Here is a 13,777-nt window from a genome sequence, read left to right on the forward strand (position 1 = left end):
GTTCAGTACCCGGCCGCCTTCAACACGATCTCGACGAAATCAGGTCCCTTGGCGATCTTGTCGTAGCTCTGGTCTTTCTCCTCTGCGTACCGGGCCAGCTCATCGCGCAGGAGCACGAGCAACCGACGAAGCTCCTCCGGTGTCGAGTGGATCTCTTCATCTGCCGGCTTCCCCAGCATTTGCGGAGAGTGCACCCTCGATCCGAGCAGGTTGGCCGCGCTCAGCATCGCGAGGTGGAACCGCAGGTTCGTCCGATCGGAAGCGCTGACCTCAGCTGCCAGGAAGACGTCGACCAGGCGCTGCTGCCTGGCCAGCCACAGGTAGACGGCCAGCGGAACGGTCGAGGGGAAGAGCTTCTTGTACTTGACCGAGTCCTTGAGCAGGCTCGACGGCCTCGCCCGGGAGTTGTCCGGCTGGCTGAAGCCCATCGCCATCAACGACTGCGCCAGGGACGGGATGCTGACGATGCGATCGGTCGGCTTGCCGAGGTTCCGGTAGTAGTTCTTCCGCCGATCGTAGAACCAGCCGTTGTCGAAGAAGTACGTTTCGATCTTCCTCTGGTTCTCGTCCGTGGCGTGCAGGGAGGCGTCCGGCACCTTGGTCTGCCTGTTGGTCGCCCGGATGACCTGATCACGCTCGGCAGCGTCGTCGGTCCGGAGGATCCGGACCTGAACCAGGTTGTCGAACGACGGGTGGTTCGGATCGACGTCGAGCAACTCGGTCAAGGTCTGGTGGATGGTGTGCGAGGTCTGCAGTCCGTTCACCACTTGGACGTCGTCGAGCGAGAAAACCTTCCCGCCCACGGTCCACACCTTGGAGCAGATGATGGTGACGCCGTTGTTCAGCCACCAGAACTGCGGCGCCTTCGGCTCCAGCAGGGACTGCTTGATCTCCCGGTTGACCTCGACGCTGCCCGCGAAGTCGCGCACGTTCAAGTCGAAGATGTGCCGGCGCAACAAGCCGTCGTTGTCGCTGAGGAAGTCGAGGTAGTCCCGAAGCCGCACCAGGGCGATGTGGCTCGTGCCGTGGGTGATGCTCTCCTGGTAGGGCAGCACCAGCGTGTGCGATTGAATCTTGCTGGAGCGCTGCCACAGTTCCGCGGCGCCGAGGAACTCGACATAACCCGAACCACCCGTGAACCGGTCCGCGAAATCTTTTTCCAGGTCCTTCGCCTTGCGCAGCACCTTGGCGTTGACCCGGGCGGTGTCCCCGCGAGTCACATAGGTGAAGCGGACCTCGACCTGCGGCTGGCGACGCACGAGGGACTTGAGCGTCTTGCGGAAGACGCCGATCCTCTCGACCAGGTCCTCCCCGTACAGCTCGAGGAGGTCCTGCTCCGATTCGCTCAGGTCCAGCAGGCGCCGGGTGGACGATGCCGCGAGATCGATGGCGGTTTCCGTGAAGGACTTCTCGAGCTTCGCCTGCACCAGCCACAGCACGAGCTTCGACCCGGAGGGGACGTCGCCGGCCACCAAGTGGTCGTCCGCAGCGAGCAGCCGGTCGTTGAGGAACAGGTACACACCGTCGACCGCCCCGTCGCCGGCACCACCGACGATGCCGTTCTCGACCTCTTCCAGCGTCAAATCGCCCAATGTCACAGCTTGTTCGCACGCGAAGATCTCGAAGACCTTGGCCGGCGGCAACTGCGACTCTTCGGCACGCTGCTCGAGCACTTGGTCGATCAGCACCAGGTCGTTGGTCGCCAACGTTCCACCTCTCACGGTTCCGCCATCAGGACTTCGACCGAGGGCTCTGAACCGTTACGCGTAGCCGCTCTCGGAGGTCAGAAGCTAGCAAATCGATCCACAATGGCCAGGCTGCAACGCGCGACGTCGCCTTCACGTCACACGAATGGCCGAACAGGAACAACAACAACGTCGTTCAGGGCCACGAGAGCAGGACAGGCGGACTTCAGGCCGAAGGCGACGGGGCGGAATCGCGAGGATCAGCACGACCAATCCGGACCTGACGCTGTGACGCGGGGTGCACCCGCCGCCGGGCCGGGGGTCGGGTAGCCCGGCGGCGGGCGCACGTCTTCGCGGGCGGCTACTTGGTGGCCAGCCTCAGCAGCGCCCACAGCTGGGCGATCGCGTCGTGGTCGCCGGTGGTCGGCGGCAGGTCGCGGTCCGGGATGCGACCCCACAGCCAGCGGTACACCTGCATCGGGGTGCCGGCCACCCCGCCGTCCGCCGACGCGGCCTCCTCCTCGGTGACGAGCCGCGCCACCGCCGGTTCCGGGCCGGTGGTGGCCAGCCACACCTTGGCGCCGGCGCGGATCGCCACCGTGCCCTCGCGGGTGCCGCGCACGCCGAGGAGGTCCAGCCGGTGGCCCAGCCACAGCGTCAGCACCTCGTCCACGCCGTCCTCGGCCAGGTCGTCGGCCACGGGGTCGACCGGCAGCCCGGCCGCCGCCTGGACGTCCATCCGGTGCACGGTCGACTCGTGCGCCAGCCGCCGCGCCCAGAAGCGGTGGGTGCGCTCGGCGGGCCACCACGTCTCGCACGGGTCGTCCGGCCCGTGCGCCCGCAGCGACCGCACCAGCGGCGGCACGCCGGAGCGGACGTACTCCGGCAGCGGCTGCCCCGGCTCCGGGTCCTGCTGCCACACCAGGGGTTGGCTGCCTTCCCCCAGCCACGTCGACACCATCCGGTACGTGCTGCCCACGTGCCGCGCCGTCTCGCCGAGGTTGAGCCCCGGGCACGCGGGCACCTGGCGTTCCGGGCGCTGCCCCTCGGCCGACGCCGCCAGCCGCTCGGCCTCGGCCTCCACCACGTCGATCAGGCGGTCGTAGGCGACCAGTCCCCTGCTCACAGTCCGTCCTCGTACATGATCTCGTCGACCAGCTCGGTGAACTGCGCCGCTTGGCGCACCAGGTCGTCGGCCGCGCGCTGGGTGACCCGCCTGGTGATGCCCGCCTGCACGGCCGCGCGCGTCGCCGAGCACTCGGCGAAGAACGCGGCCCACTCGCGCAGCTCCGGCGCGAGGACGGGCAGCAGGACCCACACGCTGGTCGGCCTGGCCCGGCCCCGGTGGGGTCGGCCCCTGGCCGCCAGCACGGCCGCGGCGGCCCGCATCGCGGCCAGGTAGGCCGTGGCGAAGCGGGTGTGCGGCGCGGGGTCCCGCCCGGCCTCGGCCAGGCACTCGCGGGCTTGGCCGAGGAGGGTCACCGCCGACGTCGGTGGCAGCGGGAGCGGGACGCGGCGGGAAGAGGTCCGGGTCATTTCGCGGCCTCCTCGCGGCGTCGGGACGGCGACGACCGCCGCGGGGAGACGGCGGCACTTGGTGGTGGGGCGCTTCCCCCGCCCCACCACCAAGGCATTGCTCGAACAGGTGTTCGAGCCAGTCCAGCCTATCCTGCCGGCCCGGCACTCCTCAAGCGGACCGGCCGTGGTCTCATGAACAGGTGAGCGCACTCGACCACCCGGGCATCCGCAAGGTGGCCGCCGCACTGTCCGAGGCGGGCCACCACGAAGCCGCCGACGGGATCCGCGTGCTGGCCGACGCCGTCCGCACCGCCGCCGCGGCGGCCGAGGCGGTGGGGGTGCCGGTCGGCGCGATCGCCAACAGCCTGGTCTTCGCCGCCGTCCGCGACGGCGTGGCCGCGCCGCTGCTCGTGCTCACGTCCGGCGCGCACCGGGCGGACACCGACAAGCTGGCCGCGCTGGCGGGCGCCGACGCGATCGAGCGGGCCACGCCCGCGTTCGTCCGCGAGCACACCGGCCAGGTGATCGGCGGCGTGTCCCCGGTGGGGCACCCGGCGCCGATCCTCACGTTCGTGGACGTCGCCCTGGAGCAGTACGAGGTGGTGTGGGCCGCCGCCGGGCACCCGCACGCGGTCTACCCGACGACGTACGCGGGCCTGGTGGACCTGACCGGCGGCACGCCCGCCGAGGTGGCCCGGTGACCGCCGCGCCGTCGCAGCGGATCGTCACGCTGTCCGCGCGCGAGCTGAACGCCCGGCTGAACGAGGCGCTGGCGCTCTACGTGAGCGCCATGGAGTACCCGCCCGGCACGGCCGAGCAGCGCGCGCCCATGTGGTTGGCGCACATGCTGCGCGACGGCTGGCGGTGCGTGGTGGCGCTGGACGAGCGGGACGAGCTGATCGGCATCGGCTACGGCTACCGCGGTTCGGTCGGGCAGTGGTGGCACGAGCAGGTGCGGCACGGCCTGACCATGGTCTCCGGGCCGAACGCCGTCGAGGAGTGGATGCGCGACTACTTCGAGCTGACCGAGCTGCACGTCCTGCCGAGCGCGCAGGGCCGCGGCGTCGGCGAGCAGGTGCTGCGCAACCTGCTGGAGGGCGTGCCGACGGCGCGGGTGCTGCTGTCCACCCCGGAGGGCCCGAGCAGGGCCTGGCGGCTGTACCGGCGGATGGGCTTCGCGGACGTGCTGCGGCACTACCAGTTCACCGGCGACCCACGACCGTTCGCCGTCCTGGGCCGCACCCTGCCGATCGACTGATGCCCGAGCCCCGGAACCCCGGGGACCCGAGCACCCGGGCTAGAACGGCGACACGAACCCGGTCGCCTGCAGGTACTTGCCCGCGTTCAGCCCCTCGATCTTCCGCAGCTTCGAGTACACCACCCGGTCCCCGAAGTTGCCCTCGACCGTCCGCACGTGGGTGGCCTCGCGGCCCGTCCGGTCGTACTTGACCTCGACCACCAGGGCGACGTGGGCGTGCATGTCCGGGTAGTTGCCGTAGACCACCGCGTCACCGGGGGCCACGTCGCGCTCGGCGATGTCCTTCCACCGCCCGTTGGCCTTGCCCCACTTCTGCCAGTACGTCGCCCAGTGCCCCTGGTCCAGCACGGACGCGCCCGGCGCGGGTCGCATCGACGGGCGGTCCGGCACGCCGGCGGTCGTCCACGCCCAGTTGACGAACACGCCGCACCACTCCGCCGGGCGCAGGACGCCCTGGCCGGGCACCTGGTACTGCTGCGGGAACAGGTTGCCGGCGCCCTCGCGCTGACCGACCTCGCGCAGCGCGTGGTCCACGATGTCCTGCCGGATCCGCCACTGGGCCAGGTCGCCGACCGGCTGGGCCTGGCCGATCGCGGGCGTGCCGCCGACCAGCAGCGCGCCGACCATCGTCACCCCGAGCGCGACCCGCCGCGCACGTCCGGTCATCAGTTCCCCCTGCCGCAGGTGTTCGCCCGTCCATCCAACACCGGTCCCGGTGACCTCGGCGTGAGGCCGAGGTCACCGGCTCGGCGCTCAGAGCTCCGCGAGCCGCTCGCGAAGGGTGTCCAGCCCCATGGCGCCCATCTCCAGGGCGTCCCGGTGGAACGCCTTGAGGTCGAACGCGTCGCCGTGCCGGGCGCGGGCGTCGTCGCGGGCCGCCAGCCACAGCCGCTCGCCCAGCTTGTACGACGGCGCCTGCCCCGGCCAGCCCAGGTAGCGGTCGATCTCGTCGCGCACGTGCGCCGGGTCGGTGATGGTGCGGGTGAGCATGAACTCCAGGCCCAGCTCCGGGGTCCACCGCTCGCCCTCGTGGAAGCCGGTGCCCGCGGGGATCTCCAGCTCCAGGTGCATGCCGATGTCGATGATCACGCGGGCGGCGCGGAACAGGTGCGCGTCCAGCATCCCGAGCAGGTCGCCGTCGTCCTCCAGGTAGCCGAGCTCGCGCATCAGCCGCTCCGCGTACAGCGCCCAGCCCTCGCCGTGGCCGGACACCCAGCACAGCAGGCGCTGGAACTCGTTCAGCTTCTCCGCCTGGTACACCGCCGTGGCGACCTGGAGGTGGTGGCCCGGCACGCCCTCGTGGTAGACGGTCGTGACCTCGCGCCAGGTGGAGAACTCCTCCTTGTCGTCCGGCACGGACCACCACATGCGGCCCGGCCGGGCGAAGTCCGGGGTGGGGCCGCTGTAGTACGCGCCGACGCCGCCGCCGGGCGGCGCGATGCGGCACTCCAGCTTCATCAGCTCGTCCGGCAGGTCGAAGTGCACGCCGCGGACTTCGAGCAGCGCCTTGTCGGACAGCTCCTGCATCCACGACCGCAGGCCGTCCTGGCCGTGCACGAGGTAGCGCGGGTCGGCGTCGAGCGCGGCGGCGGCCTCGGCGAGCGAGGCGCCCGGCTTGATCCGGTTCGCGACCCGCGCCATCTCGGCCTCGATCCGGGTGAACTCCTCCCAGCCCCACTCGTACGCCTCGGCCAGGTCGAGGCGGGAGCCGGTGAAGTACCGCGACTGCAGCCGGTAGACGTCCTCGCCGACGGCGTCCTTCTCCGGCGCCTTGGGCGCGAGGTCGGCGCGCAGGAACGCGGCCAGGTCGCCGTACGCCTCGGCGGCGGCCCTCGCGCCCGCCTCCAGCTCGGTGCGCAGCGCGCCGTCCACCGGCGCGCCGGCGACCAGGTTGGCGAAGAACGACGACTGGCCACCGCGACCCGCCCACGTGTCGCACTGCTCGGCGACCTTGCCGACCTGCCGCAACGCCGCCACGTGGCCCTTGTCGGCGGAGTGGGCGAGCCCGGTGCGCAGGTTCGCCACCGCCTCCGGCAGGGCGGTCAGCCGCTTGGCGATCACGGCCCAGTCGTCGGCGGTGTCGGCGGGCATCTGGTCGAACACCTCGCGCAGCGACTGCACGGGGCTGGCGATGACGTTGAGGTTGCCCTCCATCAGACCGGCCTCGTGGATCTCCACCTCCAGGCCGACCCGCTCCAGGAACACGGCCTTCGCGTCGGCCTCCGACTTGTCCGCGGGCTCGGCCGCGGAGATCGCCGCGAGGGCGCGCTGCGCCAGTTCCCTGCGAGCCGCGTGCCCCTCCGGCGAGTAGTCGGTCAACCGGTCGTCGTGACCGGGCTTGCCGATGAACGTCGCGGCCAACGGGTCCGCCGCCGCGTAGTCGGCGACGAACTGGTTGCTGATGCCGTGCACGCCGGCGGAGGAGGTTGACATGCGTCGCACGTTACCTCCGGGTCGCGTCACTCCAACAGGTAATTAGCGACGCTCACGACCGTGTCCCAGCGGTCAACTTTTGACCGCTGCCGGCAGGATGGCCGGGTGTCCAGGGCCTCCGCGCTCCTCCTGCCGACGTTCCTCGTGCTCGCGCTGCTGTCGCTCACGGGGTGCGTCCGGTTGCACGCCGCGATGGCGTTGTCCTCCGACGACAAGGTGTCCGGCCAGATCACCGCCGCGACCCCGCCGAGCAGGGACAACGACCCCGGTCCGCAGCTGAAGGTGCCCGAGGAGCTGGCCGGTCGGGTCACCACCGAGCCGTACGGCGCGGACGACTACGTCGGCACCCGGCTGTCGTTCAACGGGTTGACGTTCGACGAGGTCAAGGCGTTGTCGACGGCGACGAGCGCGTCGTCCAGCCGGTACCAGCTGACGTTCCGGCGCTCGGGCGACCTGGTGACGCTGTCGGGGTCGGTCGACCTGACCCAGGTGCCGCCGGAGCGGGCGGACATCCAGGTCAAGATCAGCTTTCCGGGTGAAATCATCGACACGAACGGGGAAGAAGAGGACAACGCCACCATCGCGTGGTCCCCGAAGCCCGGTCAGGCGTCGACGCTGACCGCGACGGCGCGCTACGCCGGCGCCAACTCCGTGTCGTACTTCGGCTGGACCATGCTGGTGGCCGGCCTCACCGGCGGCGCGGCCCTGATCGTGCTGGTGCTGGCCATCGTCGCCCGCCGCCGCAGCCGGGTCGCCTGAGCCCGGCCGCCTGAGCCCGGCCGTCGCAGCCGGGCCGCCTGACCGCCGCTCAGGCGCGAGCGGGCACGAGCCCCAGCCGGCCGACGATCTCGCGCGTCGCCTTCGACCTGTTGAACGTGTAGAAGTGCAGGCACGGGACGCCCTCGGCGAGCAGCCGCTCGCCCAGCTCGGTGACCAGGTCGATGCCGGCCGCCCGGAAGCCCGCCGGGTCGTCGGCGTACGGGTCGAGCCGGCGCGCCACCGAGTCCGGCACCGACGAACCCGACAGCTCCACCGTCTTGGCCAGCGTCCGCGGCGTCGTCAGCGGCATCAGGCCCGGGATCAGCACCGTCTCGCAGCCCAGGGCCGCCACCCGGTCGCGCAGCCGCAGGAAGTCCTCCGGCTCGAAGAACAGCTGGGCGATCGCGAAGTCCGCGCCGGCCCGCAGCTTGCGCACCAGGTACTTGGTGTCCTCGTCCAGGTCGGTCGACCGCGGGTGGCCGTACGGCGACGCCGCCACGCCGACGCAGAAGTCGCCGAGCTCGCGGCACAGCCGGACCAGCTCCTCGGCGTAGGTCAGCCCCTCCGGGTGGGCCACCCACTCGCCGTTGGGGTCGCCGGGCGGGTCGCCGCGCACGGCCAGGATGTTGCGCACGCCGACCGCCGCGTACCAGCCGATCACGTTGCGCAGCTCGGCCACCGAGTGGTCCACCAGGGTCAGGTGCGCCATCGGCACCAGCGTCGTCTCCTGCGCCACCCGACCGGTGGTGCGGATGGTCCGGTCGCGCGCCGACCCGCCCGCGCCGTAGGTGATGGACACGAACGCCGGGTCGAACGCCTCCAGCTCGCGGATCGCGCGCCAGAGGACCGTCTCCTCCGCCTCGTCGCGCGGCGGGAAGAACTCGACGGAGAACACGGGAGACCTCCCGTGCAGGCGCTCGACCACCGACGTCATGCCACCAGCCTAGAGGTAGGTCCGGACCGTGGGAGATGTCTTTCATCTGGTGGGACCAACCCCCCGGTTGGCCGCGCGGAGGCGGCAGAGGTGACGATAGACGGGTGCCGCCCCACCCGTTGGACCTCGAACTGCCCAAGCACGTCGACGAAGCCCTGGCCGGCTACCTGGCCGACCGCCGGGCGCTGGGTGCGCGCATGGAGGAGACGTTCACCGGCGCGGTGGACGCGCTGGCCGACTTCGTCCTCGGCGGCGGCAAGCGGATCCGGCCCACGTTCGCGTGGTGGGGCTGGCGCGCCGCGGCCGGCGACCCGGAGGGCGAGCTGGCCGGGGCCGTGCTCACCGCGGTCAGCTCGCTGGAGCTGATCCAGGCGTGCGCGCTGGTGCACGACGACCTGATGGACGCCTCCGAGACCCGTCGCGGGATGCCGACCGTGCACGTCCGGTTCGCGCGCAGGCACCGGGACGAGGGCTGGCTCGGCGAGCCCGAGCGGTTCGGGCTGGCCGCGTCGGTGCTGATCGGCGACGTGGCGCTGGCCTGGGCGGACGACATGCTGTTCGCCGCCGGCCTGCCGACCGACGCCCTCCAGCGGCTGAGCCTGCCGTGGCGCGACATGCGCACCGAGATGCTGGCCGGCCAGTACCTCGACGTGCTCACCCAGGCGCGCGGCGACAGCTCGCCGGACGCCGCGCTGCGCATCGACCGGCTCAAGACCGCCGCGTACACCGTGGAACGGCCGCTGCACATGGGCGCCGCGATCGGCGGGGCGTCGCCGGAGCTGGTCGCGGGCCTGCGCGCGTTCGGCACCGACATCGGGGTGGCGTTCCAGCTGCGCGACGACCTGCTCGGCGTGTTCGGCGACCCGGCGGTGACCGGCAAGCCCGCCGGGGACGACCTGCGCGAGGGCAAGCGGACGCTGCTGGTCGCGCTGGGCGTGGAGTACGGCGCGGACGTGCTGCACGAGGCGCTGGGCAGGCCCGACCTGGACGTGGCCATGGTGGACGAGGTGCGGTCGCGGCTGCGCGAGGTCGGCGCGGTGGACGCGGTCGAGGAGCGGATCGCCGAGCTGACCGGGTCCGCGCTGCGGGCGCTCGACCGCGCGCCGGTCGCCGAACCGGCCGGTGAGCGGCTGGCGGAGCTGGCGATCAGCGCGACGAAGCGGACCTCCTGACCATGCGGGCGGTGACCGGCCGCACGGACCACGTCGTCGTGGTCGGCGCGGGCCTGGCCGGGTTGTCCGCGGCGCTGCACCTGCTCGGCGCGGGACGCCGGGTGACCGTCGTGGAGCGCGAGGCCGTGCCCGGCGGCCGGGCCGGGCGGCTGGACCTGGGCGGCTACCGGTTCGACACCGGACCGACCGTGCTGACCATGCCGGAGCTGGTGGACGAGGCGCTGCACGCGGTCGGCGACTCGCTGCGCGACCGGCTCGACCTGCGGCCCGTCGAGCCCGCCTACCGGGCCCGCTTCGCCGACGGCAGCACGCTGGACGTGCACGCCGACGCCGAGGCGATGGAGGCCGAGGTGCGCCGGTTCGCCGGTCCGCGCGAGGCCGAGGGGTACCGGGCGCTGCGCCGCTGGCTGACCGAGCTGCACCGGGTGGAGCGCGAGCGGTTCATCGGCGCGAACTTCGACTCGCCGCTGTCGCTGCTCACGCCGCAGCTGGCGAAGCTGGCCGCGCTGCGCGGGTTCGCCCGGCTCGGGCCGTCGGTGGCGCGGTTCGTGCGCGACGAGCGGTTGCAGCGGGTGTTCTCGTTCCAGTCGCTGTACGCGGGCGTGCCGCCGCGCAGGGCGCTCGCCGCGTACGCCGTGATCGCGTACATGGACACCGTCGCGGGCGTCCACTACCCGGAGGGCGGGATGCGGGCGCTGCCGGACGCGTTGGCCGCGGCGGCCCGGGACGCGGGCGCGGACCTGCGCTTCCAGACCCCGGTCGCCTGGCTGGAGCGCATCGGCGGCCGGGTCACCGCGGTCCGCACCGCGCGCGGCGAGCGCATCCCGTGCGACGCGGTGGTGCTCACCCCGGACCTGCCGATGTCGTACCGGCTGCTGGGCCACCAGCCGCGCCGGCCGCTGCCGATCACGTGGTCGCCGTCGGCGGTGGTGCTGCACGCGGGCGTGGACCGGACGTGGCCGGAGCTGGCGCACCACACGCTGTTCTTCGGCCGGGAGTGGGACCGCACGTTCGACGAGCTGACCCGCCGCGGCACGCTGATGAGCGACCCGTCGCTGCTGGTCACCGCGCCGCCGGGGCGGGGGCTGTTCGTGCTGGCGCCGACGCCGAACCTGCGCACCGGCCCGATCGACTGGGAGCGCGTCGGCCCGGCCTACCGGGACGAGCTGGTCGGCGTGCTGGAGTCGCGCGGGCTGACCGGCTTCGGCTCGGCCATCGAGGTCGAGCACCTGGTCACGCCGCGCGACTGGGCGGCGATGGGGCTGGCCGCGGGCACCCCGTTCTCGGCCGCGCACACGGTCGCCCAGACCGGCCCGTTCCGGCCGCGGAACCTGGTGCTGGAGAACGCGGTGCTGGCGGGCTGCGGCACCACGCCGGGCGTCGGCGTGCCGCCGGTGCTGATCTCGGGACGGTTGGCCGCCCAGCGGATCACCGGGTCGACGGGCGCGCGGTCGCGGCGACCGGTGGCGAGGTCGCGGGCCCACGCCCCCCGGTGACCCGCCGGGCCCGTGGGCGCTGAACGCCGGGCTCGTGGGCGCTGAACGCCGGGCCCGTGGGCGCCGGACGCCGGGTCCGCCGTCGAGCCGACCGCGTTCCGTGATCACCCGCCCCGGCGTGGCGCCCCGCACCCGGAGGTCGGGCCGACCACGTCCGACCAGCGCCGACGGATGCACCCGGTCGAGCGATCGGGCGGGCTCCGCGCCGGTCGGACCGATCCCGAACAGCAAGCCGAATACTCCAAGTGGTCACTCCCCCGGGTGACCCGCCCGTGCGAAGATCGCTCCGGGTGTTACGAGCCTGTCACCAGACTCCGCCATCACGTGCCGGCCCCTCGCGGCCCTGTGCGACGATGTTGCCGCGATGGCCGCGACCCCGTCCTATCCACGATCGAGCGCCGCACCTGTCGAGCCGGTGCGGTCGTCGGCTACCCGGGTTCAGGACCGGGGGGACCCGGCGGACCGACCCGATCCCGGCGGCATCCCCATCCGCACCATCCTGCTCGGCGTCGGCGGCGTCATGCTGATCGCGCTCGGCGGCACCGGCGCGGGCGCGATCCTCAAGCACGACCCGCTGCTCACCGACACCTCGCTGAGCTTCATCCGCTACGGCCACGGCCACGACCTGGCGACCGCGGTGCTCTACGCCGGCCTCGGCATGGTGATCTGGTCGTGGGTGCGGCTGGGCCGGATGGTGCGCAACGGGCACGTCGGCACCGCCGCCGTGCTCACCGCGATCGTCGCCTGGACGCTGCCGCTGCTGTTCGCGCCGCCGCTGTTCAGCAAGGACATCTACAGCTACCTGGCGCAGGGCCAGATCGCGCTCAACGGCCTCGACCCGTACCGGGTGGGCCCGGCGGTGCTCCAGAGCCCGCTGTCGGACAACGTGAGCTGGGTCTGGCAGAACACCCCGGCGCCGTACGGGCCGCTGTTCCTGATGCTCGCCGAGGGCGTCGTGTGGGTCACCGGGGGCAGCGTCATCGGCGGCGTGGTGATCATGCGGCTGGTGCTGGCCGTCGGCCTGGGGCTGCTGTGCTGGTCGCTGCCCGGCCTGACCCGGCACCTCGGCGGGCGGCCCGCGATCGCGCTCTGGGTGGCCGCGGCGAACCCGCTGATGCTGGTGCACCTCATCGGCGGCGCGCACAACGACCTGCTGATGGTCGGCCTGCTGGCGGCCGGCGTGCTGCTGGTGCTGGACGGCAGGCACGTGCCCGGCATCGCCCTGGTGACGCTGGCGTTCGCGGTCAAGGCCACCGCCGTGGTCGCGCTGCCGTTCCTGGTGCTGGTGTGGGCGCGCCGGCTGCCCGGCACGCGGACCGCGCAGCTCGGCAAGGCCCTGGTGGGCGGCGTGGTCACGTTCGCCGCGGTGTTCGCCGCGACCACCGCCGTGTCCGGCCTGGACCTGGGCTGGATACCGGCGCTCAGCTCGTCGTCCGCGATCGTGAACTGGCTGTCGCTGCCCAGCGCGGTCGGCGACTTCGCGCACACCGCGGTCAACGCGTTCGTCCGGGTCGAGCCGGGCTGGTTCATGACCATCGCCCGCGGCCTCGGCTCGGTGCTGCTGGTCTTCATCGCGTGGCGGCAGTGGCGGGCCGCGCAGGACGGCGGTCCGGACGCGATGCGCCGCGCCGCGATCACCATGCTGGCCGTGGCCCTGCTCTCCCCCGCCACGCTGCCCTGGTACTTCAGCTGGCCGCTGGTGATGGCCGCGGCGCTGCCGTGGACCACGACCGGGCTGAAGGCGGCGGCGTTCTTCTCCACCTGGCTGCTGCTGGTGACCTTCCCCAACGGCGACACGGCGCTGTACTCGTGGGTCTACCTGGCCGGGGTCGCGGCGGTGTCGGCGCTGGCGTGCGTGTCGCTGACCAGGCCCGACCCGCTGCGGCTGTCCGACCGGTACGGGTGACCGGCCTGCCCGCCGGGCCGCGTGGCGGGGATCACGACCGGTGTCCGGCAACGACACGACGTCCGGGCGGCCACCCGGTCAGGGGCGACCGCCCGGACGTCATCCGGTCGTCTGGGGTGGTGCGGAGCTCGTCAGAAGCCCAGTGCCTGCGCCCGCCGCTTCACCTCACGGCCGCGGTCGCCGCGCAACGCCTCGATCGGCGTGCCGGGCAGGGTCTCGTCCTCGGTGAACAGCCACCGCAGGATCTCCTCGGTGGAGAAGCCGGAATCGCGCAGCACCGTGATGGTGCCGGGCAGCCCCTTGACCACGCCTCCGGCGGCGAGGAACTGGGCGGGGACGACGAGGACACCGTCACGGCGCTCGGCGAGCAGTTGACCGTCGCGCAGCAACTGGTGGACTCGGTTGATCGGCAGGCCAAGGCGCTCGCCGACGTCGGGGAGGGACAGGACCTCCAGGTCGGGGGCCAGCACATCCGCAGCGGCAGGAATCGCACTCACGTGCGTCACGATGCCACAACGACGTGGGCGACGCCCTGCGCCAACCGGGTGGTGGCGGTACACCCGCGGGTCGGCTTGCGGACACCCACCGTTGGGACCGGCTTTGACACGGATCCCAC

Annotated in this window: 13 protein-coding genes; 6 read left to right on the forward strand and 7 right to left on the reverse strand. The window is 72.6% G+C overall.

The annotated features are described in order from the left end of the window. Window positions 1-2: 2 nt before the first annotated feature. From AB0F89_RS36495 to AB0F89_RS36505, 3 genes are all read right to left on the reverse strand, one after another. A complete protein-coding gene (locus AB0F89_RS36495) occupies window positions 3-1,706 on the reverse strand; it encodes an AIPR family protein (protein ID WP_367130924.1) in 1,704 nt (567 codons plus the stop codon). A 340-nt stretch (window positions 1,707-2,046) separates the two neighbouring features. After that, on the reverse strand, window positions 2,047-2,811 hold the full coding sequence (locus AB0F89_RS36500) for a maleylpyruvate isomerase N-terminal domain-containing protein (protein WP_367130926.1): 765 nt from the start codon (window positions 2,809-2,811) through the stop codon (window positions 2,047-2,049). After that, entirely contained in the window at window positions 2,808-3,221 is a 414-nt protein-coding gene (locus AB0F89_RS36505; protein WP_367130928.1) for an SAV_6107 family HEPN domain-containing protein, read from the reverse strand. The genes AB0F89_RS36500 and AB0F89_RS36505 overlap by 4 nt, the downstream gene beginning before the upstream one ends. A gap of 182 nt (window positions 3,222-3,403) precedes the next feature. Here AB0F89_RS36505 and AB0F89_RS36510 point away from each other — a divergent pair, with 182 nt between their 5' ends. Together AB0F89_RS36510 and AB0F89_RS36515 are read left to right on the forward strand one after the other, a co-directional pair. Then, a complete protein-coding gene (locus AB0F89_RS36510) occupies window positions 3,404-3,904 on the forward strand; it encodes a YbaK/EbsC family protein (protein ID WP_367130930.1) in 501 nt (166 codons plus the stop codon). Beyond that, on the forward strand, window positions 3,901-4,461 hold the full coding sequence (locus tag AB0F89_RS36515) for a GNAT family N-acetyltransferase (RefSeq protein ID WP_367130932.1): 561 nt from the start codon (window positions 3,901-3,903) through the stop codon (window positions 4,459-4,461). Before AB0F89_RS36510 ends, AB0F89_RS36515 begins: the two co-directional genes overlap by 4 nt. A 39-nt stretch (window positions 4,462-4,500) precedes the next feature. Here the strand turns inward: AB0F89_RS36515 and AB0F89_RS36520 are convergent, their stop codons facing one another. Beyond that, entirely contained in the window at window positions 4,501-5,127 is a 627-nt protein-coding gene (locus AB0F89_RS36520; protein ID WP_367130934.1) for a CHAP domain-containing protein, read from the reverse strand. Window positions 5,128-5,214: 87 nt separating this feature from the next. Beyond that, complete coding sequence (locus AB0F89_RS36525) at window positions 5,215-6,894, reverse strand: DUF885 domain-containing protein (RefSeq protein WP_367130936.1); 1,680 nt, start codon at window positions 6,892-6,894, stop codon at window positions 5,215-5,217. Between the two features lie 105 nt (window positions 6,895-6,999). Between AB0F89_RS36525 and AB0F89_RS36530 the strand changes: the two genes are divergently transcribed. Further along, the gene (locus AB0F89_RS36530) at window positions 7,000-7,653 is read left to right on the forward strand and encodes a DUF3153 domain-containing protein (RefSeq protein WP_367130938.1); all 654 of its coding nucleotides are present in this window, start codon (window positions 7,000-7,002) and stop codon (window positions 7,651-7,653) included. Window positions 7,654-7,702: 49 nt separating this feature from the next. Here the strand turns inward: AB0F89_RS36530 and AB0F89_RS36535 are convergent, their stop codons facing one another. Beyond that, window positions 7,703-8,587, reverse strand: coding sequence for a methylenetetrahydrofolate reductase (locus AB0F89_RS36535; RefSeq protein ID WP_367130939.1), 885 nt, complete (start codon window positions 8,585-8,587; stop codon window positions 7,703-7,705). Between the two features lie 104 nt (window positions 8,588-8,691). Between AB0F89_RS36535 and AB0F89_RS36540 the strand changes: the two genes are divergently transcribed. The 3 genes from AB0F89_RS36540 (at window position 8,692) to mptB (ending at window position 13,161) form a co-directional block, all read left to right on the forward strand. Then, window positions 8,692-9,759 carry a polyprenyl synthetase family protein gene (locus AB0F89_RS36540; protein ID WP_367130941.1) on the forward strand — a complete coding sequence of 356 codons (1,068 nt, stop codon included), beginning with the start codon at window positions 8,692-8,694 and terminating at the stop codon, window positions 9,757-9,759. Window positions 9,760-9,761: 2 nt separating this feature from the next. Next, window positions 9,762-11,255: a phytoene desaturase family protein gene (crtI, locus tag AB0F89_RS36545; protein WP_367130943.1), complete on the forward strand. Its 1,494-nt coding sequence runs from the start codon at window positions 9,762-9,764 to the stop codon at window positions 11,253-11,255. 364 nt (window positions 11,256-11,619) lie between these two features. Further along, window positions 11,620-13,161 (forward strand): polyprenol phosphomannose-dependent alpha 1,6 mannosyltransferase MptB, encoded by a 1,542-nt coding sequence (gene mptB, locus AB0F89_RS36550; protein WP_367130945.1) that lies wholly within the window; start codon window positions 11,620-11,622, stop codon window positions 13,159-13,161. A gap of 131 nt (window positions 13,162-13,292) precedes the next feature. Here mptB and AB0F89_RS36555 read toward each other — a convergent pair whose 3' ends face one another. Beyond that, the gene (locus AB0F89_RS36555; RefSeq protein WP_367130947.1) at window positions 13,293-13,658 is read right to left on the reverse strand and encodes an Rv2175c family DNA-binding protein; all 366 of its coding nucleotides are present in this window, start codon (window positions 13,656-13,658) and stop codon (window positions 13,293-13,295) included. Window positions 13,659-13,777 lie beyond the last annotated feature (119 nt).

This window comes from Saccharothrix sp. HUAS TT1, from assembly GCF_040744945.1.
Lineage (GTDB): Bacteria > Actinomycetota > Actinomycetes > Mycobacteriales > Pseudonocardiaceae > Actinosynnema.